This window comes from Arthrobacter sp. TE12232, from assembly GCF_054062615.1.
Genome location: NZ_JBSSFK010000001.1, coordinates 3,375,974 through 3,398,411 on the forward strand (window position 1 = coordinate 3,375,974; position 22,438 = coordinate 3,398,411).

At 67.2% G+C, this 22,438-nt stretch carries 22 protein-coding genes; 10 read left to right on the top strand and 12 right to left on the bottom strand.

The window, feature by feature from the left end:
• Window positions 1-8: 8 nt before the first annotated feature.
• Both ACVWZ7_RS15025 and ACVWZ7_RS15030 read right to left on the bottom strand, forming a co-directional pair.
• Complete coding sequence (locus ACVWZ7_RS15025; protein ID WP_456508346.1) at window positions 9-1,217, bottom strand: globin domain-containing protein; 1,209 nt, start codon at window positions 1,215-1,217, stop codon at window positions 9-11.
• A gap of 254 nt (window positions 1,218-1,471) precedes the next feature.
• Entirely contained in the window at window positions 1,472-1,888 is a 417-nt protein-coding gene (locus ACVWZ7_RS15030; protein WP_456508347.1) for a PaaI family thioesterase, read from the bottom strand.
• A 162-nt stretch (window positions 1,889-2,050) separates the two neighbouring features.
• Here ACVWZ7_RS15030 and paaZ point away from each other — a divergent pair, with 162 nt between their 5' ends.
• Together paaZ and ACVWZ7_RS15040 are read left to right on the top strand one after the other, a co-directional pair.
• Complete coding sequence (paaZ, locus tag ACVWZ7_RS15035) at window positions 2,051-4,153, top strand: phenylacetic acid degradation bifunctional protein PaaZ (RefSeq protein ID WP_456508348.1); 2,103 nt, start codon at window positions 2,051-2,053, stop codon at window positions 4,151-4,153.
• 145 nt (window positions 4,154-4,298) lie between these two features.
• A complete protein-coding gene (locus ACVWZ7_RS15040) occupies window positions 4,299-4,706 on the top strand; it encodes a VOC family protein (protein ID WP_116765250.1) in 408 nt (135 codons plus the stop codon).
• Between the two features lie 249 nt (window positions 4,707-4,955).
• Here the strand turns inward: ACVWZ7_RS15040 and ACVWZ7_RS15045 are convergent, their stop codons facing one another.
• The 4 genes from ACVWZ7_RS15045 to ACVWZ7_RS15060 form a co-directional block, all read right to left on the bottom strand.
• Window positions 4,956-5,132 carry a hypothetical protein gene (locus ACVWZ7_RS15045; protein ID WP_456508349.1) on the bottom strand — a complete coding sequence of 59 codons (177 nt, stop codon included), beginning with the start codon at window positions 5,130-5,132 and terminating at the stop codon, window positions 4,956-4,958.
• Between the two features lie 147 nt (window positions 5,133-5,279).
• Window positions 5,280-5,675 (bottom strand): Asp23/Gls24 family envelope stress response protein, encoded by a 396-nt coding sequence (locus tag ACVWZ7_RS15050; RefSeq protein ID WP_456508350.1) that lies wholly within the window; start codon window positions 5,673-5,675, stop codon window positions 5,280-5,282.
• Window positions 5,668-6,282 carry an Asp23/Gls24 family envelope stress response protein gene (locus ACVWZ7_RS15055; protein WP_456508351.1) on the bottom strand — a complete coding sequence of 205 codons (615 nt, stop codon included), beginning with the start codon at window positions 6,280-6,282 and terminating at the stop codon, window positions 5,668-5,670. Before ACVWZ7_RS15055 ends, ACVWZ7_RS15050 begins: the two co-directional genes overlap by 8 nt.
• The gene (locus ACVWZ7_RS15060; RefSeq protein WP_344361766.1) at window positions 6,273-6,869 is read right to left on the bottom strand and encodes an RNA polymerase sigma factor; all 597 of its coding nucleotides are present in this window, start codon (window positions 6,867-6,869) and stop codon (window positions 6,273-6,275) included. The genes ACVWZ7_RS15055 and ACVWZ7_RS15060 overlap by 10 nt, the downstream gene beginning before the upstream one ends.
• Window positions 6,870-7,122: 253 nt before the next feature.
• Between ACVWZ7_RS15060 and ACVWZ7_RS15065 the strand changes: the two genes are divergently transcribed.
• From ACVWZ7_RS15065 to ACVWZ7_RS15085, 5 genes are read left to right on the top strand one after another with little or no spacing between them, the layout of a single operon-like run.
• Window positions 7,123-7,563: an Asp23/Gls24 family envelope stress response protein gene (locus ACVWZ7_RS15065; RefSeq protein WP_344362097.1), complete on the top strand. Its 441-nt coding sequence runs from the start codon at window positions 7,123-7,125 to the stop codon at window positions 7,561-7,563.
• 58 nt (window positions 7,564-7,621) lie between these two features.
• A complete protein-coding gene (locus ACVWZ7_RS15070; protein ID WP_344361769.1) occupies window positions 7,622-7,801 on the top strand; it encodes a hypothetical protein in 180 nt (59 codons plus the stop codon).
• Complete coding sequence (locus tag ACVWZ7_RS15075; RefSeq protein WP_456508352.1) at window positions 7,798-8,250, top strand: Asp23/Gls24 family envelope stress response protein; 453 nt, start codon at window positions 7,798-7,800, stop codon at window positions 8,248-8,250. Before ACVWZ7_RS15070 ends, ACVWZ7_RS15075 begins: the two co-directional genes overlap by 4 nt.
• A complete protein-coding gene (locus tag ACVWZ7_RS15080) occupies window positions 8,247-8,834 on the top strand; it encodes a DUF6286 domain-containing protein (RefSeq protein ID WP_344361774.1) in 588 nt (195 codons plus the stop codon). Before ACVWZ7_RS15075 ends, ACVWZ7_RS15080 begins: the two co-directional genes overlap by 4 nt.
• Before the next feature lie 48 nt (window positions 8,835-8,882).
• Window positions 8,883-9,500: a hypothetical protein gene (locus ACVWZ7_RS15085; RefSeq protein WP_456508353.1), complete on the top strand. Its 618-nt coding sequence runs from the start codon at window positions 8,883-8,885 to the stop codon at window positions 9,498-9,500.
• Between the two features lie 312 nt (window positions 9,501-9,812).
• Here the strand turns inward: ACVWZ7_RS15085 and ACVWZ7_RS15090 are convergent, their stop codons facing one another.
• The 3 genes from ACVWZ7_RS15090 to ACVWZ7_RS15100 form a co-directional block, all read right to left on the bottom strand.
• Window positions 9,813-10,418 (bottom strand): TetR/AcrR family transcriptional regulator, encoded by a 606-nt coding sequence (locus ACVWZ7_RS15090; RefSeq protein WP_456508354.1) that lies wholly within the window; start codon window positions 10,416-10,418, stop codon window positions 9,813-9,815.
• A 98-nt stretch (window positions 10,419-10,516) separates the two neighbouring features.
• Window positions 10,517-11,845 carry a phenylacetate--CoA ligase PaaK gene (gene paaK / locus ACVWZ7_RS15095; RefSeq protein WP_456508355.1) on the bottom strand — a complete coding sequence of 443 codons (1,329 nt, stop codon included), beginning with the start codon at window positions 11,843-11,845 and terminating at the stop codon, window positions 10,517-10,519.
• 16 nt (window positions 11,846-11,861) lie between these two features.
• Window positions 11,862-12,392, bottom strand: coding sequence for a hotdog fold thioesterase (locus tag ACVWZ7_RS15100; protein WP_456508356.1), 531 nt, complete (start codon window positions 12,390-12,392; stop codon window positions 11,862-11,864).
• A gap of 210 nt (window positions 12,393-12,602) precedes the next feature.
• Between ACVWZ7_RS15100 and pta the strand changes: the two genes are divergently transcribed.
• The 3 genes from pta to ACVWZ7_RS15115 all read left to right on the top strand — a co-directional run bounded on the left by pta (window position 12,603) and on the right by ACVWZ7_RS15115 (window position 16,606).
• Entirely contained in the window at window positions 12,603-14,717 is a 2,115-nt protein-coding gene (gene pta / locus ACVWZ7_RS15105; protein ID WP_456508357.1) for a phosphate acetyltransferase, read from the top strand.
• An 8-nt stretch (window positions 14,718-14,725) separates the two neighbouring features.
• The gene (locus ACVWZ7_RS15110; protein WP_344361789.1) at window positions 14,726-15,895 is read left to right on the top strand and encodes an acetate kinase; all 1,170 of its coding nucleotides are present in this window, start codon (window positions 14,726-14,728) and stop codon (window positions 15,893-15,895) included.
• 90 nt (window positions 15,896-15,985) lie between these two features.
• A complete protein-coding gene (locus tag ACVWZ7_RS15115; RefSeq protein WP_456508358.1) occupies window positions 15,986-16,606 on the top strand; it encodes a GNAT family N-acetyltransferase in 621 nt (206 codons plus the stop codon).
• An 86-nt stretch (window positions 16,607-16,692) separates the two neighbouring features.
• Here ACVWZ7_RS15115 and ACVWZ7_RS15120 read toward each other — a convergent pair whose 3' ends face one another.
• From ACVWZ7_RS15120 to ACVWZ7_RS15130, 3 genes are all read right to left on the bottom strand, one after another.
• Window positions 16,693-19,239, bottom strand: a complete 2,547-nt coding sequence (locus ACVWZ7_RS15120; protein ID WP_456508359.1) for a hypothetical protein — start codon at window positions 19,237-19,239, stop codon at window positions 16,693-16,695.
• A 7-nt stretch (window positions 19,240-19,246) separates the two neighbouring features.
• Complete coding sequence (locus ACVWZ7_RS15125; protein ID WP_456508360.1) at window positions 19,247-19,987, bottom strand: peptidoglycan-binding protein; 741 nt, start codon at window positions 19,985-19,987, stop codon at window positions 19,247-19,249.
• 211 nt (window positions 19,988-20,198) lie between these two features.
• Entirely contained in the window at window positions 20,199-22,415 is a 2,217-nt protein-coding gene (locus ACVWZ7_RS15130; RefSeq protein ID WP_456508361.1) for a S9 family peptidase, read from the bottom strand.
• Between the last annotated feature and the right edge of the window lie 23 nt (window positions 22,416-22,438).

The window sequence follows — 22,438 nt, forward strand, 5'->3', positions numbered from 1 at the left end:
TACCGCGGCTACTGGAAGTCAGCCAGCCAGAGATCCGGGCCGAAAACCTCGTATTGAATGTCCTTGGCAGGGACGCCGCCGGCAATCAGGGCGCTGCGCACCGACTTCAGGAACGGCAGGGGACCGCAGAGGTAGTACTCGGCGTCGTCGGGGAGCTCCACCGCGCTGACGTCCATGAACCCGGAGAACACGGATCCGGACGACTCTCCGGCCTCCGGGGGAGTCAGGAACCACGTCTTCAAGGTCCCGTCCGCCAGCGTCGCGAGATCCTCCCGGACCTGCGCCCGGAGCGGAAAGGACGCCTCGCTGTCATCGGCATGGAGGAGCATCACCTGGCGCTGGGAGCCGGACTTCACCAGGTGCGACAGCATCCCGGCCATCGGGGTGATCCCAATCCCCGCGCTGGCCATAACCAGCGGACGGTCCGTGTACTCCAGCACCACGTCGCCGAACGGTGCCGACAGCACCACCTCATCGCCCACCTGGACACCGTTGTGGAGCAGCGTGGACATCTCGCCGTCGGGAGTCGCGAGGCCGTGGACGCGCTTCACCGCGAACTGCCGGTGCTGCCCGTCGTCGGCCTTGGTGAGGCTGTATTGCCGGGGCTGCTGCACGCCGTCGGGCATGGCCATCTTGAGGGTCACGTACTGCCCCGGCAGGGACGGCTTGACGTCGCGCTCGTCGGTCCGTTCGACGACGAAGGAGACAACGTCCTCCGTCTCCTGGATCCGCCGCACCACCCGCCACGTCCGCCATATGGTCTCGGGGGAGAGGTGCACGGCGTTGTACAGTCCGCGTTCCTTGTTGATGAGCAGGTTCCCCATCAGCCAGTAGACCTCGTCCCAGGCGGCGGCGACCTCGGGAGTCACGGCGTCCCCGAGGACATCCACGATCGCCCACATGAGGTGGTCGTGGACAACCTGGTATTGGTCCGGGCTTAGTCCCAGCGAGACGTGTTTGTGGGCCACCCGGGAGAGCAGATGGTCCGGGACCTGATCCGGTTTGTCCACGAGCATGCCGGCGAACGCCGCGATAGATCCGGCGAGCGCCTGCTGCTGGCGGCCGTCCGCCTGGTTCCCCCGGTTGAAGAGGCCGTCCAGGAGGTCCGGCCGCGCCTCGAACATATGTTTGTAGAAGCGCTTGGCGATCTCCTCGATGTGCTCGCCGACTACGGGAAGCGTTGCCTTGATGACGGGAAGCGAGGTGTCTGAGAGCATGATGGGTCCCTTCCGGTGTGACCGGTTGCACCCAGCGTTGCCGGGCGACTCAGCACTTGCAAGCTAACAGTCCCGTCGTCGGGCCTTCCGGGTCGATCGGCCCTACATCACGCGGTGAGAGCGGTGTAGTCGGGCCTTGGCCCAGGACCCAGTTCGCCGGAAAGCTGCGGGCTCGCCGTACGGCTACGGCGAGCCCGCAAGTCTGGGGCGAACTCGGGGGTGCGGGACGGAACCCCGGGCCGCGAACTCGGCCGTCAGGACTTGCGGTCCAGCAACAGGTTGGTGATCCGCAGCGTGCAGAGCCGCTGGCCGACCTCGTTGGTGATCAGGACCTCGTGGGTGGTCAGGGTGCCGCCGAGGTGGATGGGGGTTGCCGTGATCGTGATGGTCCCCTCCCGGGCCGACTTGTGGTGCGTGGCCGAGACGTCGACGCCCACGGCCGTCTTGCCCAGCGTGCTGGCGTGGATCACGGCGGCCCAGGATCCTACGGCCTCGCCCACGGCCAGCGAGGCGCCGCCGTGCAGGAGCCCGAACGACTGCCGGTTGCCCTCCACCGGCATGGTCGCCACCACGCGGTCCACGGACTCCTCGACGATCTTCACGCCCATCTTCTCGTCGAGTTCCCCGAGGGTGATCTTCCACAACTCGGTGCTGCCGGTCTCGGGCGTCATAGCGTCTCCTTCGTTGCCGGCGGGCCATTGGCCTGGCCGGTCTGTGCTGCCGTAGCTAGTGTGCGGCAGGCCTCATTCATGTACTGTAGACATATTACCGAACGGACGGTCAGTAATGCTGGCCGTGTTGATCTTGCCCCGCGTTGGAAGGACCCGTCAACGATGACCACCACAGTCGTACCCACAGTAGACACCGTAGAGATCGTTCCCAGCTTCATCCGGGGTTCCTGGTGGACTCCCGACGCAGCCTCCGCCGCCGGCGCCGCGCCGGTCCTGGACGCCAGCACCGGCGAACTCCTGGCCAAGGTGAGCACCGAAGGACTCGACCTCGCCGCCGTCGTGGACTACGGCCGCACCACCGGGCAGGCGGAACTCGGCAAGCTGACCTTTCACCAGCGCGCCCTCAAGCTCAAGGAACTGGCGCAGTACCTCAACGGCCGGCGCGAGGAGTTCTACGCCCTTTCGGCACAGACCGGCGCCACCAAGATCGACTCCATGATCGACATCGACGGCGGCATCGGCGTGCTCTTCACGTTCGGTTCCAAGGGCCGCCGCGAGCTCCCGAACTCCCAGGTGGTGGTGGACGGCCCCATGGAGGTGCTGTCCAAGGACGGCTCCTTCGCCGGAGAACACATCTACACCCGCATCCCGGGCGTCGCCGTGCAGATCAACGCCTTCAACTTCCCGGTCTGGGGCATGCTGGAGAAGCTCGCCCCGGCCTTCATCGCCGGCGTCCCCACCATCGTCAAGCCCGCCACCCCCACCGGGTACGTGGCCGCGGCCGTCGTCAAGGCAATCGATGAATCCGGCATCCTCCCCAAGGGCTCGCTGCAGCTTATTTCCGGCTCCGTCCGCACCCTGCTGGACCACCTGGACTACCGCGACCTCGTGGCGTTCACGGGCTCGGCCTCGACCGCCAACACGCTGAAGTCCCACCCCAACGTGGTCAAGGGCGGCGTCCGCTTCACCTCCGAAACAGACTCCCTCAACGCCGCAATCCTCGGCCCGGACGCCGTCAAAGGCACGCCGGAATTCGACGCCTTCATCAAATCCCTCGTCACCGAGATGACGGCCAAAGCAGGCCAGAAATGCACCTCGATCCGCCGCGCGATCGTTCCGCAGGAGCAGGTTCAGGACGTCATCGCCGCAGTCGGGGAGCGCATCCGCGAACGCGTTGTGCTCGGTGACCCCCGCGCGGAGGGCGTCACGATGGGCGCCCTGGCCTCACGGGAGCAGCTCGCCGATGTGCGCGCGGCCGTCCAGTCCATGCTCGACGCCGGCGGCGAGCTTGCCTACGGCACGCTCGATTCGCCGAAGGTCACCAGCGCGGACGGGAGCATCGGCGTCGTCGACGGCGGCGCCTTCATGTCCCCGGTCCTGCTGAGCTGGGCCGACCCGGAAGCCGAGGAAGTCCACTCGCTGGAGGCCTTCGGCCCGGTGTCCTCGGTGATCGGTTACACGGATCTGGCCGACGCCGTCCGGCTCGCCGCCCGCGGCGGCGGCTCGCTCGTCGCCTCGGTCTGCACCAACGATCCCGCCGTGGCGCAGCAGCTGGTCACCGGGATCGCGGCCCACCACGGCCGTGTGCTCATGCTCAACCGCGAGGACGCCCGCAGCTCCACCGGCCACGGTTCCCCGGTCCCGCACCTGGTCCACGGCGGACCGGGCCGCGCCGGCGGCGGCGAAGAGCTCGGCGGCATCCGCTCCGTGATGCACCACATGCAGCGCACCGCCATCCAGGGCTCGCCCAACATGCTCACCGCGGTCACCGGCGTCTGGCACACGGGCGCGGACCGCAACTTCACGCTCGAGACTGAGGGCCAGCACCCGTTCCGGAAGTCCCTCGCCACGCTGCACATCGGCGACGCCATCCGCTCCGGGCTGCGCGAAGTCACGCTGGAGGAGATCACGAAGTTCGCGAACTCCACGGGCGACACGTTCTACGCCCACACCAACCCGGAAGCCGCGGCGGCCAACCCGTTCTTCCCGGGCATCGTGGCTCACGGCTACCTGCTCCTGGCCTGGGGCGCCGGCCTGTTCGTCGAGCCCGCACCGGGCCCGGTCCTGGCCAACTACGGGCTGGAGAACCTGCGCTTCATCACGCCCGTGGCGGCCGGGGACTCTATCCGGGTCACCCTGACCGCCAAGAAGATCACCCCGCGCGAGACCGACGAATACGGCGAGGTGGCCTGGGACGCCGTCCTGACCAACCAGAACGACGAAATCGTGGCCACCTACGACGTCCTGACCCTCGTCGAAAAGTAACCCCTTCCCGTTGCCCTATCACTTGTGGCTGCCTAAACCCCGGAATAGCAGCCATAAGTGATAGGGCAACAGTGGTGGAGGGTGCGATTGGCAAGTTCTTTCCACCCCGCTCCGGCGTAAAATCGTGCTCGTAGGAGGTGGCGAAATGTCCCTAGTACTCAGTAAAGCCACAACGGTCCTGCCAGTCGATGATGCAGAGCGTGCCCGGCATTTCTACGCGGACACCTTGGGACTCCCGCACCGCGGCGTGGCTGAGGACGGAAGCGAAATGTTCGGCTCAGAAGGCGGCCCCATGCTGCAGCTGATGCCAGTCAAGGATGGGATGCATTCAGAGCACACCACCCTGAGTTTCGAAGTCAGCGAGATCGAACGCACCGTCAGGGAGATGGAAGCCAAGGGCGTAACGTTCCAGGACTACGATCTCCCGGATCTCAAGACCGAGAACCACATTTGCACAACGGATTCCGAGAAGTGCGCCTGGTTCATGGACTCGGAGCACAATATTCTCTGCGTGCACGAGAACATCACCACGGTAGCTGATTACCAGCTCTAACCAAACAGCATTTCACCCAATACACCCGAGGGGAACAGCGTCCGGGCCTGCCGGGGCGCTGTTCTTTGGTCCGGGGAAGTTCGTCCGGGGAAGCTGCCGCCGTCGTCGGCCGGGCGGGGGCCCATTGACGAGGGCACGCGGGTTTTGCTCAGCGATACCGGTGCCGCCGCCGTGAAAGTGCCCCCGGACCGCTCGTGCGGGATCTGCGCCGGGCCACAGCCGGGGCAGGGGCGTGAGAAACGGCAACCGTTATGGGTCCCGGCGGTCTTCATTGGGGTCCTGGGCCGTTGCGTCCCCGTCCGTGGCCGGTCGTTTGTCATGTACCCGTTTTTCACCTCTGCGCCGGCCAAAAGACATCAGGGCGGACAGGACCGCCAGGACGACGACGATTCCGGCGATGATCAGGATGAGCTGAACCAGTTCCATTGTTGTGCCTCTTCCCTCTGCAATCCGTGCGGCCGGGTCTCTGCCGCCCTGCTGGCTATGAATACAAGGTGGCAGCCGGGTGGGGTCGGCGGTGTTGGCCCCCCTGGCTGCGCGGCCGGGTGGTGGAGCCGGCTAATGCCCCCCGGGCTACAGCATTTTTGCGCCGCGGTGGGGCTCTATGGCGAGGATGGTGACGTCGATCGTGCCGGGTATGAGGCCGGTGTGGCTTATGTTTTCACGCACGCGTCGTCGAACTGTTTCGGCGACGTCGAGGGCGGTGTAGGCGATGTCGGTGGCGATGTCGAGGTGGACGCGTGCGGTGCCTCCGCTGATTGTCGCCGTGACGCCGTTTTGCCGGTACGTGCCGTCCTGGCTGCCGGGATTGCGGAGGTTTTGCAAGGCGGCGGGACCGAGCCGCGCCAGGAAGCCTTGGATCGTGGGTTCAAGTCTGAGGACTCCGGGTGTTTCCAGTGTGGTGCGTGTGGCGATGGAGGCAATGAGCCGGCTGGTGATGATGGAGCCCTTGAGGGATTGGTCAGACATCGTAAAGGTCTTCAACAGTGATATTGACGGTTCCGGCGCCAATACCGACGCCGGCCGGAAGCGCGTTTCTGATCTCTTGTCGCAACGCCTCCATTGTTCGAGGGATGATGATCCCCCGGGCGGCGGCCACCCAAAGATTGACGATGAGGCGAGGACCATCATTGGTGGCGGTACCGGTGGTCCCGGAGGGGTGGTCTTCACCGGCGAGACTGGCGGTGCCGGAACGTATTTCGATCCGGCAGCGTCGTGAGTAGACGCCGGGGATCGCTGCCGCCGCGACGCGGATGAGGGAGCCCAAGGCCTGTTCGCTGATCTCCGTGGTGCCGTTGTCTGCGCTGCGCAGGAGGATACTGCTGCCGCGGCGGACTTCAGTGCGAGCCACATCCATGATGGCGTTTTCGATCCCGGGACGGGGTTTCAGTGCGGGATCGTGAAGGTCGCTTTCACGCAGTAAACGGGTTGCTTCGCCGAGTCTTTGCAGTCGGGTTCTGGCAGTTTGGCATTGTTCACAATGTTCTTCGTGTGCGGTGGGTGGCCGGTCGATGGTGGCCCAGATGCGGTCGATGCTTCGGCCGCAGCCGAGCCGGGGGATGTCTTCTAGCGCCATTCGCTCATCCCTTCTGCTATCTGGTGCCGTGCCCGGGCGAGTGTGCCGCGAACTGCTGTCGGGCTGATCTTCAGTGTGACACCAATCTCGGCGTAACTGCGTCCGTGCAGTTCCCGCAGCAGCCAGCAGGCCCTCTGTGCCGGGGGAAGCGTGTTTAGGACTGCGGTCAGGCCAGCCTGTTCGGCGGACCATTCAGCCTCATGGGACGGATCCGAACCGGCCGGCACCGCGCGGGCGCAGGCTTCGGGTATGGCGTCCATGTCCTCAGGTTGGATGCAGTTCACGGCATGGGCGGACCGCTTACGCAGCAGGTCCAGGCATTTGTTCGTCGCCAGCCGGTAGATCCAGCCACCGAATGCATCGACGTCAGCGAGCATGGGAAGACCGCGCCAGCCCGTTGTCAGAGTCTCTTGCACGATGTCTTCGGCTTCGCCATGGTCGTTGAGCATCCGATACGCCAGCCGAAAAATTCTGTACTGATAGGTGAGCACCAGGTGTTCGAATGCTGCCAGGTCGCCGTCCTGGGCGCGGGCGACGATGCTCCCTTCGTCCAGGTCCGGTTCGAAGCCGGGGCCATGATCACCCATGCGCTGTCCATCCCGTCCGGTGACTTACCGGTATCTGGCCAAATATGCCACAGCCGGGCGACGCCGGGAACCATGCCGAGGTTCCGGTGCCCAGGGAGGAAAATAATCCGCGCCATCACGTGACGATTCCTGTCGGGTTTCGTCTTTATCGGTGTAAGTACGATCACCAGTCCACGAGGAGATGTTTTCCATGACAGAGACACCCAGAACCCCCGGAACTGCCAGCGGCGTCATGGCCACACCCGACGATCAGATGCGCGGCGGCGCGCCGGAACTAGTGAAGGCGAGGGACGCACTGCACACCGATCGCGGCGACACCACGATCGAGGAAACCGTAGTGCAGAAGCTGGCCGGCATAGCGACCCGCGAGGTTCCCGGTGTGTACGCCATGGGCAGTGCTGGCCGGCGGGCGTTCAGTGCACTGACGGAACGCATTCCCGGTTCCCAGACCAATGTCAGCGGCGGCGTCAGCGTGGAAAAGGGAGAACGTCAGACTGCCATCGACGTCTCCATTGTCGTCGACTACGGGTTCTCCGTGGTGGAGGTCAGCCAGGCCATCCGCCGCAACATCATTCAGTCCGTTGAGCGCGCGACCGGGCTGGAAGTGCTCGAAGTGAACATCAATGTCACCGATGTCCACCTGCCCGACGAAGAACACGAAGACCAGCAGGTCCAGAAGACCCAACTGCAGTAACCACCCGTCACAGAATCCTCCGCCAAGGGGAACGGGACGATGAGGAAAAAGGATGGCTATGTCTACTACACGTTGGTGCGTGACGATAGGACTAGTACTGGGAATCGTTCTGGGCTTCGGCGGCTGGCTGGCGCTGCTGTCCGCGGTGATCCTCGGATTTATCGGACTGCTGGTCGGCCGGGTCGCGGAAGGAAAACTCGACTTGCAGGCCCTGTTCGGTAGAGCATCGAGCCGATGAACCCGCCAGGAGCCCACGCCCTGCCGTTGCCAGGGGACGGGGCCGGGGGCGGGTCCTTGCCCGGGGCCGGGGATGCCGGCCCGGACTTCGTCGAGACGGGCACGCGGGGGCAGACCGTCCTGGCGGCCAGGGTGATCGAGAAAATCGCCGCCCAGGTCGCCAGCGACGAGTCCTCCGCCGGGGGTTCCTCCGGCGGATTTCTGGGTATCGGGAACCGTGCTGACCTCTCTGCCCGGCCCAAGGCATCCGTGGAACTGGCCGGGAACATCGCGACTCTAAAGGTCGAGGTCGGGATGCTGTACCCGGTGCCGTTACGGCAGGCCACCGAGGCTCTGCGCGGCCGGATCAGGACCAGGGTGACGGAGTTGACCGGAGTTGACGTCCGAGAGGTTGACATCAGGATCTCGTGGCTGACCACCGACACCAACGGACGAAGGAGGTTGCTATGAGCCGGCACGGCCAACGGTCCTCGCGCCTGCGGCACCGGCCCAGCCGCGCCGTCCCGTCACTCATCGCCGGAACCCTGCTTCTGGCCGTCGGCGTCGCCTTGGTCTGGCTGGCCATCACCCGGCTGGTCAACGGCACTTGGCCCACCCTCCTGCAGGGACCGCGCGACTGGCTTACCGCGCTGGCGTGGAACGACCCCGCCGTCGGGCAGATCGGGATAGCCGCCATACTGGCAGGGGTGATCCTGTTGCTGTGCGCCATCATTCCCGGAGGGTTCAATGCCCTCGCAATCGATGATTCCCGCAGCGGCGCGGGGGCCGAGGCGCCGCCGGTGCAGGAGCGGGAAACAGTGATGACCCGCCGCGCCGTCGCCCGCCTGGCGAAAGCCCGGTGCCTGCAGATCGACGGCGTCGGCTCGGCGGCGGCAACAGCCACCACCCGGCGCGTACACCTGAGCGTGAAGACTTCCCTGCACGAGCCGGGGGACCTGCGCACCAGGGTCATCGAGGCTGTCCGGGCCCGTCTGGAAGAAACCGGGCTCTCCCCGGTTCCGCAGGTTACCGCCACGGTCCGGTCCAGAGACTAAGACTATTCGCGCACCCGCCCGCCGCGACTATTTGAAGGATGGTTTCCGATGAGACAGACTGCAGGGACCCTGAACCGGATCTGGCTGGCAGTTCTCGGCATCCTTGTCCTGGCCGTCGGTACTGCTCTGCTCCTGCAGTCCAACGGGACACTGCATGCTTTTTTGAACACCGCCCGCTTTTGGGAGTCCGTTGTCACCGGCGACCTGAACGCGTTCTTTGCGCAGCCGTGGGTGGCGGCCGCCCTACTGATCATTGGCGTCATCGTCGCGGTGCTCGGGCTGCTGTGGATCACCGCCCAGATCCCAAGGAAGAACACGGCCGGCGCCTACCGCCTCCATGGCGACGGCAGTCAGGGATTCACTCTCTGCGACCCGTCCGTCCTCGCCGCCGCCGTCGAAAACCGGATCAACACCCTCCCCGGTGTCATCAGTTCCGCGGTCCTGCTGAGAGGAACTGCCAGAGCCCCCGACCTGAGCCTGAGGGTGACGGCCAATGACAGGGCCGACGTCCAGGACCTCATCCACCGCATTCAAACATCCACCCTGCCGGAGCTCTCCTACGCACTGGAAGCGCCCCTGCAGCGCAGCCAGCTGCAGATCGACATCAGCGGGCGAACCCAAAGCACCGGAACCGTGGTGCATTCCACCGGCACTGTCGTCCAGTAGCCGCTGATCCTTTCATGCGACGAGGGCTCCTGTCGGATTCAGTAGTCGTCTGCGTCAGCCGGGCGAGGGCACATTGACCCGGACGCTCCGGTATTACTCGGCGAAACGGGTCACGCGGCCATCCGTGGATCTGTGCGGCGTCGAGGAACCGCTGGTCGTAGCTCCACGCGATGTTCCGGGGCGGGCTCGGCCGGCAGTTCCTGCTCCGGCACGGCAAAGATCGGGGTGATCCGCCGCGGTTCCCAAATCAGGCACGCCTGCAGCGTGTCGACGACGGCGATCCGGCCGCGCAGCCCGCAGGAAGCGGGGGGCCTACTGCGGGACGTGGAGGCCGTGGAAGGCCATGGTGATGACGTCGTCGGCCAGCTTCTCCGGGGACAGCGAGCCGCCGGGCTTGTACCACTCGACGATCGAGTTGATGGTGCCGAACAGCAGGCGGGTGACGGTGCGGGGATCGATGTCCTGGCGCAGCGAGCCTTCGTCGCGGGCGGCGGAAATGAGGGCCGCCACCTTGTGGTCGAAGGTGCGACGGCGTTCCAGCGCGTCCCGCTCAATCTCGGTGTTGCCGCGCAGCCGCAGCAGCAGCGTGACGAACGGCAGCCGTTCCACCAGGACCGAGATGGTCTGACGGACCACGAATTCCAGCCGGGCCTCGGCCGAGCCGGTCTGCGCCTCGGGCCGGTCCAGGATGGCTTCGAGGCCGCCGAGGGCGTGATCCAGCGCGAGCTTGAGCAGATCGCCCTTGGACGGCACGTGGTGATAGATCGCGGACTTCGAGATGCCCAGGTTTTCGGCGAGGATGCCCATGGAGGTGGCATCGTAGCCGTGGCGGTTGAAGACGTCGACGGCGATCAGCAGGACCGACTGCTGGTCATAGCCGGGGCGGCCGCGCTTGGTGGTGGTTGCTGTGCTGGGCATACTCGCTAGTTTCTCATGAACGGTCGGTCAGCCCGGCCAGCCCGGCCCCGAAGGTCTGGCGGGCCGGGCTGGCCTGGTGGCTGGACCGGCGGGCAGCGTCAGCCCTTGGGGCGCATGTCGTAGATCCGGCGCAGCTTGCCGTTGGACCGCTCCAGCGAGCCGGGGTCGACGACGTCGACGGTGCAGGAGGAGCCGACGTGGATTTTGATCTGCTGCTGCAGAACCTTGGCCGCGGCCGCGCCGCTCTCGATCGTGACGGTGTCGCGGCGTTCAATCTTGACGGTCATCTGGTCCATCCGATGGCCCTCGGGGCGGGTGAGCTCCAGTTGGAAGTGCGGGCTGAGCTCCGGGATGCGCAGGGCGATTTCCTCGATCTGCGAGGGGAACAGATTCACGCCGCGGAGGATGATCATGTCATCGCTGCGGCCGGTGATGCGGCCCATGCGGCGGTGTGCCGGCCGCGCGGTGCCCGGCAGGAGCCGGGTGAGGTCCTTGGTGCGGTACCGGATGATCGGCAGGGCTTCCTTGGTGAGCGAGGTGAAGACCAGCTCGCCGGGTTCGCCGTCGCCCAGCACCACGGAGGGGTCGAAGGCGTCGATGATCTCGGGACGGAAGTGGTCCTCCCAGATGTGGCTGCCGTCCTGCGTCTCCACGGCTTCGCCGGCCACGCCCGGGCCCATGACCTCGGAGAGGCCGTAAATGTCGCACGCCTTGAGGTTCATGGTCACCTCAAGCTCATGCCGCATTTCCTCGGTCCACGGCTCGGCGCCCAGCACGGCGTACTTCAGCGAGGTGGAGGCCGGGTCGATGCCCTGCTTGATCATGGCGTCGGCGATGGTCAGCAGGTAGGTGGGGGTGGCCAGGATGGCGTCGGGCTTGAAGTCCTGGATGAGCGTGATCTGGCGTTCGGTCTGGCCGCCGGAGATCGGGATGACGGTGCAGCCGAGGGCCTCGGCGCCGGCGTGGGCGCCCATGCCGCCGGTGAACAGGCCGTAGCCGTAGGCGTTGTGCACCTTCATGCCCGGCCGGACGCCGGAGGCGCGCAGCGAGCGGGCCACGAGCTTGGCCCAGTCGGCGAGGTCCTTCTTCGTGTAGCCCACCACGGTGGCGCGGCCCGTGGTTCCGGAGCTGGCGTGGATCCGGGCGACCTCGTGCTGCGGCACGGCGAACATGCCGAACGGGTACTCGAGGCGGAGGTCTTCCTTGGTGGTGAAGGGGAACTTGCCGAGGTCGGAGAGCTCGCGCAGGTCGGTCGGGTGGACGCCGGCGGCATCGAACTTGCGCTTGTACAGGGGAACGCGGTCGTAGGCGTAGGCCACGGTGTGCTGCAGGCGGCTGAGCTGGAGCGCCTCGAGTTCGTCGCGGGAAATGGTTTCCTCGCGGTCCAGGACAGCGTCGGTAGTGGCGGCGGCAGTTTCTTGGGTCATCTGTGGTTCCCTGTTTCTATTTCTTGGAGATGGTGCGGCTGCGGCCGCGGAACTCAGCGACGAGTTCGCCCGGGGCGATGTCGGTGGGGAGTTCGCCCGGAACCGTGGCGGCGGGAGCCGGGCCGGCGGGTGCCGCCGTCGGAGTGCCCTCGCCGGGATCGGCGGCGTAGATCTGGATGTCGTAGAGACCACTGCGTCCCGTGCTGGCGCGGCGGTTGGCGACGGCGGTCAGGACCTGGCCGCGGAACGCCGGCTTGAGGAAGTTGATGTCGACGCCGGAAGCCACGGTGATGGTGCCCGAGTCGATCCCGGCTTCGCCCGGTTTCGGGTTGGCCGGGTTGCAGGCCAGCGCGAAAGCTGTGTCGCCGAAGGCGAAGATCATCCCGCCATGGGCCATGCCGAATCCATTGAGCATTTCCTGCCGGAGCGTCATGCGGATCGTGGCATGTCCGTCGTCCAGTGCCACAACTTCGATGCCCATCCACTCCGATGCGTAGTCGTCTTTGAGGATGGGGTGCGTGTCACCGGAAATCGTCAGTTCAGCCATGCGTCGTTGCCTCCAGCTTTATTTACCGAATGTTCATTAGGTAATCCCATTTGGGTGCCCGCTGTCAAGAGCTGGCGGCCCATCCGCCCGAACATCAGGCATATTTCGGGACCTGCCCCGTGTGCTCCGGGCGCCGCATGGAGAAACTGCGGCAACTGGTGAAAGTATGGAGGGACGGAGCACCACCACGACACGACCTAAGGGCGGATCATGGCCAAGGGGATATACGTCAGCGCGACCACGCCGGGATCCGGGAAGTCGCTCATAGCGCTGGGGCTGGCGGACACGCTGCACCGCCATGCTGACCGCATCGGCTTTTTCAAGCCTGTGGTTCACGGCAACGACGCCGCGGCGGACCCTATGGTGGCCCTGATGAAGGCCCGGTTCGACCTTGACGACCAGCGCTGCCGCGGCGGCCTGACGTTTACCGAGGTCCGCGGGCTGCTGGCCGAGGGAAACCGGGCGGAGATCGACGCCCGGTGCGTGGAGATCTTCGCCGAAATGTCGCGCCACTGCGACGTGGTGATCGTGGAGGGAACGGACCTCACCGGCCAGGACGCCGCCGTCGAATTCGACCTCAACGCACGCCTCGCGAACAATCTGGGTGCCTCCATCGTGGCTGTGGTGGGCGCGAAGGGGCGGACTGTCGCGGAAGCGGCCGACGCCGTCGAGGTTGCCCGCAAGGAACTCCTCGCCGAACGCTGCACGCTCCTGGCGATCATGGTGAACCGGGCCGACCCGGAGGACCTGGACGGCATTGCCGCGGCCGTCCGCCCGGGCGCCTCGGGCCGGCCCGTGTACGTCCTGCCGGAGCTGGAGGCGATCGCCAGGCCGACCACCGGCGAGGTCGCCTCGGCCCTGGGTCTGGGCCAGGTCGCCGGGCTGCCGGACCTGGAACGTGACGTGCATTCGGTCAAAGTGGCGGCCATGAACGTCGCCAACTTCCTGCACGTGCTCGACGACGGCGCTCTGGTGATCGTTCCCGGTGACCGGGCCGACGTGCTGGTCGCCTGCCTGGCGTCGTCGTTCTCGCCCGAGTTCCCCGTCCCGTCCGCGCTGATCCTGACCGGCGGGCTGGCACCCGATCCCACCATCTACTCGCTGCTGGCGCAGGCCCCGTTCCCGATCTTCGCTGCCCCCGACGACACCTACGTGACCGCCAAGCGGGTCTCCGAGGTGCGCAGCGAGATCTGGTCCGGACACCGCCGCAAGGTGGCCTCCGCCCTGGGCCTGTGGGCCAGGCGGGTGGACGAGGCCGAGCTGCTGGAGCGGCTGCACCTGCCCCGGCCGGAACGGATGACGCCGCTGCGGTTCCTGCACGATCTCATTGAGCGGGCCAGGCTGCAGCGCCGGCACATCGTCCTGCCGGAGGGGAACGACGTGCGGATCCTGCGTGCGGCCGAGATTCTGCACCGGCGCGATGTCTGCGATCTCACGATCCTGGGCAACGAGTCGGCGGTCCGGGAGCTGGCGTCCACCCAGGGCATCGACCTCTCCGGCATGAGCATCGTGGACCCCGCGACGTCGGAGCTGCGCCAGCCGTTTGCGCAGAAGTACGCGGAGCTGCGGGCACACAAGGGCGTGGACCTCGCCCGGGCGCTGGAAGTCATGCTGGACGGCAGCTATTTCGGCACCATGATGGTGCAGCTGGGCGTGGTGGACGGCATGGTGTCCGGCGCCGCGCACACCACCGCCCACACCATCCGTCCCGCACTGGAGTTCGTCAAGACCCGCGACGGCGTGAAGATCGTCTCCTCCGTGTTCCTGATGCTGATGCCGGACCGCGTGCTGGTCTACGGCGACTGCGCGGTCAATCCGGACCCGAACGCGGAGCAGCTGGCGGACATCGCGCTGGCCTCGGCCGAGACCGCCGCCCAGTTCGGCGTGGAGCCCCGCGTGGCCATGTTGTCCTACTCCACGGGCGGATCCGGCAGCGGCGAGGCGGTGGACAAAGTCCGGCAGGCCACCGAAGTGGTGAAGGCCCGCCGCCCGGATCTCGCCGTCGAGGGCCCCATCCAGTACGACGCCGCCGTGGATGCCGCGATCGCGCAGTCCAAGATGCCCGGCTCAACCGTCGCCGGGCAGGCCACCGTGTTCATCTTCCCGGACCTCAACACCGGCAACAACACCTACAAGGCGGTGCAACAGTCCTCGGGTGCTGTCGCCGTCGGGCCCGTCCTGCAGGGGCTCCGTAAGCCGGTGAACGACCTCTCCCGCGGCTGCACCGTGGAGGACATCGTGAACACAGTGGCCATCACCGCCGTCCAGGCGCAGTCCGCGGAGATCCAGCCAGCAACCAAACTTCCCGTCGAAGCCAAGGCTTAGGAGGCCCCGTGCTCGTGCTCGTCATCAACTCCGGCTCATCGTCGCTCAAGTACCAGGTACGTGATGTCGAGGCCGGCAGCGTGCTCACCGAAGGTCTGGTCGAGAAGATCGGGATGGGCACCGGCGGTGAGGGGGACGGCCAGATCGAGGGCCCGCGCGACCACGCCGAAGCCCTGGAACAAGTGGACGCGGCCATCCACGCAGCCCTGGGGGACCGGGCCCTGGACGCCGTGGGCCACCGCGTGGTGCACGGCGGCGAACGCTTCGCCGAGCCGGTGCTGGTCAACAACGAGATCACCCGGGCCATCGAACGACTGAACCCGCTCGCGCCGCTGCACAACCCGGCGAACGTCCTGGGCATCCGCGCCATCTCGAAGAAGTGGCCGCAGCTGCCGCAGGTCGCCGTGTTCGACACCGCCTTCCACCGCACCCTGCCGGAGCACGCCTGGCGCTACGCGGTGCCGGACGAGCTTTACACGAACCACGGGATCCGCCGCTACGGGTTCCACGGCACCTCGCACGAGTACGTTGCGCACCGGGCGGCGGCGCTGCTGGACGTTCCGGTCGAAGAGTTCGACGCCGTCATCGCCCACCTGGGGAACGGCGCCTCGGTCACGGCCATCCGCGGCGGCCAGTCCATCGACACGTCCATGGGCTTCACGCCCCTCGAGGGACTCGTCATGGGCACCCGCTCCGGTGACCTCGATCCGTCCATCCTCGTCTTCCTGGGCCGGGCCGGCTGGTCCCCCGAGGACCTGGATTCGATGCTGAACCGGCAGTCCGGGCTCAAGGGCCTTGCCGGAAACAACGACATGCGCTCGGTCGTGGAGGCCGCGGAGGCCGGCGACGCCAAGGCGGCGATGGCCCTTGCGGTCGCGTCCTACCGGCTCGCGAAGTACATCGGCGGGTACCACGTGGCTGTCGGCGGCGCGAAGGCCCTCGTGTTCACGGCCGGGATCGGCGAGAACTCGCACCAGTTCCGGACCCTTGTGGCACAGCGGCTCGGTGCCTTGGGCGTGGAGCTCGACGCCGGGCTGAACCGGGAGCGGTCCAAAGAACCCCGCGTCATTTCCACCCCGACGTCGGCCCTGCCCGTTCTCGTCGTGCCGACCGACGAGGAACGCGCGATCGCCGAGGCGACGGCCGCCGTCGTCGCCCAGGCGTCCGTTGCTCCGTAGCCGCCCCAACTAGCTCGCAGCAGGGGTCGTTTTGAGCCCCCACAACGGCCTCAACTGCGAGTCAGTTGGGCGGAGGGTAGCGTTGGGGACATGAAGGAACCCACGCCCCTCCCTCCGCTGCCACTCCGGACCGAACGGCTGGTGCTGCGGCGCTTCGAAGCCGCCGACCTCGACGCCTTCCACGCGTACCACTGCCTGCCCGAGACCGCCCGGTTCCTGCCCCGCGAGGCTAAGAGCTATACCCAGTCGATGGAGACCGTGGGCAAGTACGCCAACTTCGAGTTCGAGAAGGAGGGCGACTGGGTTGCCCTGGCCATCGAGGCCCAGGATTCGCCCGGGCTGCTCGGTGAGGTGGTCCTGAAGTGGCTGGAGGGGCCTGGCCAGGCCGAGATCGGCTGGAGCCTGGCGCCGGAGGCCCGGGGACGGGGCATCGCGAGCGAGGCCGCCCGGGCGCTGCTCAAGCTGGGCTTCGAGGAGTTCGGCTTTCACCGGATAGACGCCAAGCTCGATGCCCTGAACACTGCCTCGGCGGCGCTCTGCGAACGGCTCGGCATGCGCCTGGAATCCACCCAGGTGGACAAGTGGCACTACAAAGGACAGTGGGCCACGGAAGTCGTGTACGCCCTCCTCGAGGAGGAATGGAAGGCCCGCAGGAGGTATACGGCGGTTGAGGGCTCCGGGACGCGCCGACCTTGCGGAACGCCGACGTGACGGAACGCCGATCTGACGCAGATGGCCGGAATGAAGTCCTCATTGCGGCCATCTGCGTCAGATGGGATGCCGTTAGGGTCCCCAGCTTAGGGTGCGGGCGGCGGGGTGGATGCGGGCGCTGGTGAGAGCGTGCCCGATGCCGGAGCCGGCGCAGTCGGCTGCTCCTCTGCAGGCACCGTGGCACCGGAGCCCGGGGCAGGACCGGACGACGCCGCACCGCCAGTCGGCGCAGCACCGCCGGTTGGCGCCGTGGTCCCCCTGGCGCCCGTTGACGCGGCCTGCGTGCTGCCCGGGGTGGCTCCCGTGGCGCCGGACGTCGCTCCAGGTGTCGCGGAGGGGCTGGCCCCCGGTGCGGCACCCTGTGTGGCCCCCGGCGTCCCGGCGGTGCCGGAGGACCCGGCCGGGCTGGCACTGGGATCGGCTTTGATGACCGCCATGATCTGTTCCTTGTACGCGCTGAGCCGGTCCTGGATCTCCGAGAGGGGCCGGTTGCGCAGGTCCCGGCCGTAAGCGGCGATCTCCTGCCACAGCGCGTTGAGCCTGGCCGTGCCGTCGCTGCTCAGGGGACCGTCGAGGGTGAGGACCAGTTGGCTCGCCAGGGCATAGGTCAGGCACCGTACGCAGTTGTAGTTGGCGGACGCCGAGAGGTTCTCCGGGACGATCACATCGGTCTGGCCCACAATCAGGACCACCTGGAAACCCACCGCCACGGCGGCGCAGTCTGCGCAGTTCGCGAAGGCGTAGGCCTCATTCTTGGTGTCCACCGTGTCGCCGTCATCGGCCCAGACCAGGGCGAAGGCGACGTCGTACACCACGGAACCGTCGGTGGTATTGACCGCGAGGGACTGGTTGCCGTCGTCCTGGGGAGCAGCCGGCTTGTCGAACGGGAAAACCCAGGAAGGGGCAGTCGGCGCCGCTGCGGCGCCCGCAGGACCTGCGGTGCCGGCCGCGCCGGCCTGCCGCGGCACCAGGACCATGCTGAGCTGGGGCTCGTCGCGCGTGGGTCTCCGGGCGCCCTCCGGCCACAGGGCAACGGTCCTTCCTGGCCGGCCCTCCGCCATCCGGCCCGTGGCCGCAACGGGGAAGACTGCCACAGTGGCGTCGGCCAGGGTGCCGCGCTCGTAGGGCTGGACGGGGCGGTAGGCGTCGCCGCCGGGCCACCAGGCCCACGCGAGGCCGGCGGCAACGGCCGCGATGGCAACGATGGCGGTAGCCCGCTGCAGCGACTTGCCGCGGGTTTTCTGCCACAGCCCAGTGATGAGCTGGCGGAGAAGGCGCAGCAGAATGTACAAGATGCCCAGCACCGGCAGTGCCAGGCAGGCGATCGCGATCACCCGGACCGCGGCGTCGGCGAAGTCGCCGGCGGAGATGCTGTGGGAGAGCATGGCCTGCTGCTTCAGTCCGTTGTCCCAGGCGGTCCCGAGGACTCGCGGCAGGGTCAGCACCATGGTGACCATGCTGAAGACCAGCAGGGGAACCGTGACCAGCACCCAAATGGTGACTACCGCCCGCGCCCAGGGCTTCAGGAGCCGGGCTTCGGGGTCGGTGCGGCGCCACGGTATCAAGGCGAGCAGGGTGGGTTTGATCCGCTGGAACAGGTCCGGGACGCCGGTGGCGTCGGCCAGAATGTGGTAGCCGTCAAAACGGACCATCGGCATCAGCTGCCGGACCATTTGCAGGATCTGGGTGACCACCACCAGCAGCAGCGCATCGAAGCCGGTGGCCCACCAGATGCCCATGATCGCGACGGCTACGATCGCGTTGAAGTACAGTCCGCCGAGGTCGGTGCGGAGGCGGCCGCCCCGCCCGAGCCGGTAGGAATCGGTGACATCCGTGTAGAAGGCCGGCCACATCAGGTACAGTCCCGTGCCCATGGCGCCGGGGGTTGCCCCGCCGCGGCGGGCAGCGGCGGCATGGCCGAATTCATGGAAACCGGCAGAGAACACGGTGACCACCAGAATCAGGAGCACCAGGCCGGGGTTGGCGAATGCTTCATGCGTGGCCGACGCCAGCCCCTTGACCATCAGCACCCACCAGCATGTGGCCAGGAAGGCAGCAGTCACGGCCACCACGATCAGGGGGTGGAACAGCGTGGCGAACGGTGCCGTGAGCTTCCGGGTGCGTTCCGGATCGGTCACCGAGTACCGGAAGCGCATGCCCAGCAGCGGGTTCGATTTCTTCACCTCGGGCTCGGAACCGTCAGCCAGCCGGAGGAGTCCGAGGGGTAGGAGCTGGGAGGTAATCAGCGTCCGGACGTTATCGGCACTGACCAGCCGGCCAAAGCCTTCACTGGCGTGCTCGGCGATTTCTTCCGTGTCCCGGCGGCCGTCGATCGCCTCGAGCACGAGGTACAGCAGGCGGGTGAGCTGGATGGTCTGGCCGTCGGAACGGCGCACGAGGGATGGGGCTTCCTTGTAGCCGGACCCCTTCGCCTCGCCGATCAGCTGGATGCCGGCGGCCCGCGCCGGAACCGGCTGCTGGCTGACCGCCACGGACGACGCCGGGCGGCCAGTCCCGGCGGCAGCTGCAGCAGGAGTTTCAGCGGACGTGCCGCCGGCAGTTCCAGCGCCGCCGCTGGCAGGCAGGACCGGAGGGCCGCCCTGTTCGGACGGCCCTCCGTGCACAGTGCTCATCGAGGTGCTACTGCTTCAGAGTGGACTGCTGATCGGCCGAGGACGTGGCATCGCCGTGGATGTCCTGGTTGATGATGGCGTCCTGGTGGGCAACTGCGTACGCGTTGCTGTCGATCGAGCCGATGTTGGCGCCGACGGCCGCGTCGATCGGCGCTGCCACGTTGGCGTTGGCGGCCACGGCCCCGTTGATGGGCGCTGCGATGCCCGCATTGGCGTCCAGGTTCACGTCGACATTGAGCAGGTTGCCGTTCAGGGCCCCAGCAGCACCGGCGGCACCGGCGACATCCGTCGGCAGCGCGCCGCCCAGGTCCGGGGCCGTGCCGCCCAAGTCTGTGCCGCCCAGGTCCGTGGTCGGATCCGTGACTGGATCCGGGGCCGGGGCCGGGGCCGAGTCGGTGGAGGCAGGCCCGGTGGCGGTGCCCGTGCCCTGGTCGATGCCGCTGTCCTGCACGGAATGCGCCGTGGCATCGCCCGTGATGCCCTGGTTGATCAGGGTGCCCTGATCGGCCAGCGCCTGCGATTCGGACCCGACGGAGAGAACGTTGGCCGAGGCGCCGGCGTCGATCGGGGCGGCAACGTTGGCGTTGGCTGCGACGCCGAGGTCGATCGGCGCCGCGGCGCTGATGCCCAGGTTCAGGTCGGCGTTCAGGTCCAGGACGGACGCGACTTCCTTGTCCGGAAGGGCCGTGCCGCCCTGCGCCATCAGCTCATCATCAGTCAACGGGGTCATTTCCTGCTCAACGCTCACAATAAACTCCATCTCCGGCACCCTGTGCCCGGTCAAAGCTCTGCGACGCCCCGCCCCCAGCGGCCGGGTTCCACGTCGAAGTGCCCATCATGCCAGTAAATAGTAAGCATGATGACCAATTAGGCAACAGGCAACCCGATCGGTTGCTCCGCAACTGCCCTAATGGGCCCCCAATAGGGCGCCTGCGGAGCAACCGATGGGGGTGGGGGATTTACTTTAGCCCGGCCCCCGGCAGCAGCTCGGTGGCGCCGAGGGAATCGGCCACGAACGCGTAGTCCCAGGCCCGCTCGCGCCACTGCACGTACCGGCCCGAGGCGCCCCCGTGGCCGCCTTCCATCTCGATCTTCATGACAATCGGCTCGCTGCCGGTGTTCACTTCGCGCAGCCGCTGCACCCATTTGGCGGGCTCCACGTAAAGTACCCGCGTGTCATTAAACGAGGTGACCGCGGCGATCTTCGGGTAGGCCACGGCCCTGACGTTCTCGTACGGCGTGTACGACTTCATGTACGCGTACACCTCCGGGTCGGTGATCGGGTTGCCCCATTCCTCCCACTCCAGCGCCGAGAGCGGCAGCTCGGGGTCCAGGATGGTGGTCAGCGCGTCCACGAACGGAACGGCCGCCACGATGGCGGCGTACTTTTCCGGTGCCAGGTTGGCGACGGCGCCCATCAGCAGGCCGCCCGCGGAGCCCCCCATCGCGGCGATCCGGGCCGGGTCCACCCAGCCGGATCCGGCGAGCCAGTCCGTCGCGGCGATGAAATCGGTGAACGTGTTCTTCTTGCGCAGCTTCTTGCCGTCGTCGTACCAGTGCCGGCCCAGCTCGCCGCCGCCGCGGATGTGCGCGATCACGAACACGATGCCCCGGTCCAGCAGGGACAGCCGGGGGATCCCGAAGCCCGGATCCATGCTCATCTCGTAGGAGCCGTAGCCGTACACGAGGCCGGGCGCCGTCGAATCCTGCCGGACCGAGGCGTGCCGGAGGACCGAGAGCGGGACGCGGGTCCCGTCGTCGGCCGTGGCCCATTCCCGGGTGGCGACGTAGTCGGACGGCGAGTAGCCGCCCAGTACCGGGCTCTCCTTGCGCAGCAGGAGTTCACCGCCCGGTTGCTCCGGGGTGGGCAGCACGAAGTCGTAGACCCGGGACGGGGTGAAGTACGAGGTATAGCCCATCCGGATCACGGGGGCCTCGTAGTCGGAGCCCGCGACGCCGGCAGTATACAGCTCCTCGTCGAAGGCCGGTTCCACCGCGGCGCCCTGCTCCGGGGTGCCCAGCCCGGTCAGGGGCAGGACCTGGACCCGTTCAATCGTGTCCTTACGGATCGAGACCACCACGTGGGTCGACGTCACGCCGGCGCCGTTGACCCGGACCTGCTCGGAATGCGCGACGACGGTGCTCCAGTGCTGCTCGGCGAGCGGCTTCGCGAGCTCGGCCGGGTCCACGAGCGACACCATGGAATTAATGGCGTCCTTGTTGTGGGTGAGCAGGATCCGTTCCTGGCCGCGGCCGGAGGTGTCGGCCAGCAGGAACGGCTCCGCCTCGTACAGGATGCGCTCGTCGCGGGAGATAACGGTGCGGAGTCCGGCGTCGACATCATCAAAGCGCAGCAGGCGGGTTTCGCTGAACTCGGAGCAACCGATGCTCAGCACCAGGTGGCGCCGGTCGGCGGAGAGCTCGAAGCCGAGCCACATGGCGACGTCGTCCTCCTGATAGATGACCTCGTCCTCGCTGACGGGGGTGCCGAGCACGTGGGACTTGACCTGGTACGGCCGCCAGGAATCGTCCACCACGGTGTAGAAGATCCGGCTGCCGTCGGGGGAGAAGGAGATGCCGTAAAAGACGTTCTCGATCACGTCCGGCAGCAGCTCGCCGGTGCGGAGGTCCTTGATGCGCAGCGTGAAACGCTCGTCGCCGGCGTTGTCCACGGCATAGGCGTAGAGGGTGCCGTCGATGGTCGTTGCGGCCCCGCCCACGGCGAAGAACGGCTTGCCCTCCGCCTCGATGTTGCCGTCGAGGAGGACCTCCTCGCCGGGAATCACGACGCCTGCCTCGACCGCCGGCGGAGTCCAGTCCGCGACGCGGTCCCCGGTGTCCTGGCCGCGCACGCGGCAGTGGATGCCGTACTCCTTGCCTTCGACCGATCGGGTGTAGTACCACCAGCCGTCCTTGCGGTTGGGGACGGAGAGGTCTGTTTCCTGGGTGCGGCCCTTGATTTCCTGGAAGATGGCCTCGCGGAGCGGCTCCTGGTGCGCGGTCACCGCCTCCTGGTAGGCGTTCTCCGCCTTGAGCAGGTCCACGACCTCTGCGGATTCCTTGTCCCGGAGCCACTCGTAGTTGTCCTCGAAGGAGTCGCCGTGGTGGGTGCGCACCGAGGGGACTTTCCGGGCGACAGGAGGCTGCGGGGACGGCTGGACGGGAGTCTGGGTCATGGACCCAATGTACCGAAGAGCGG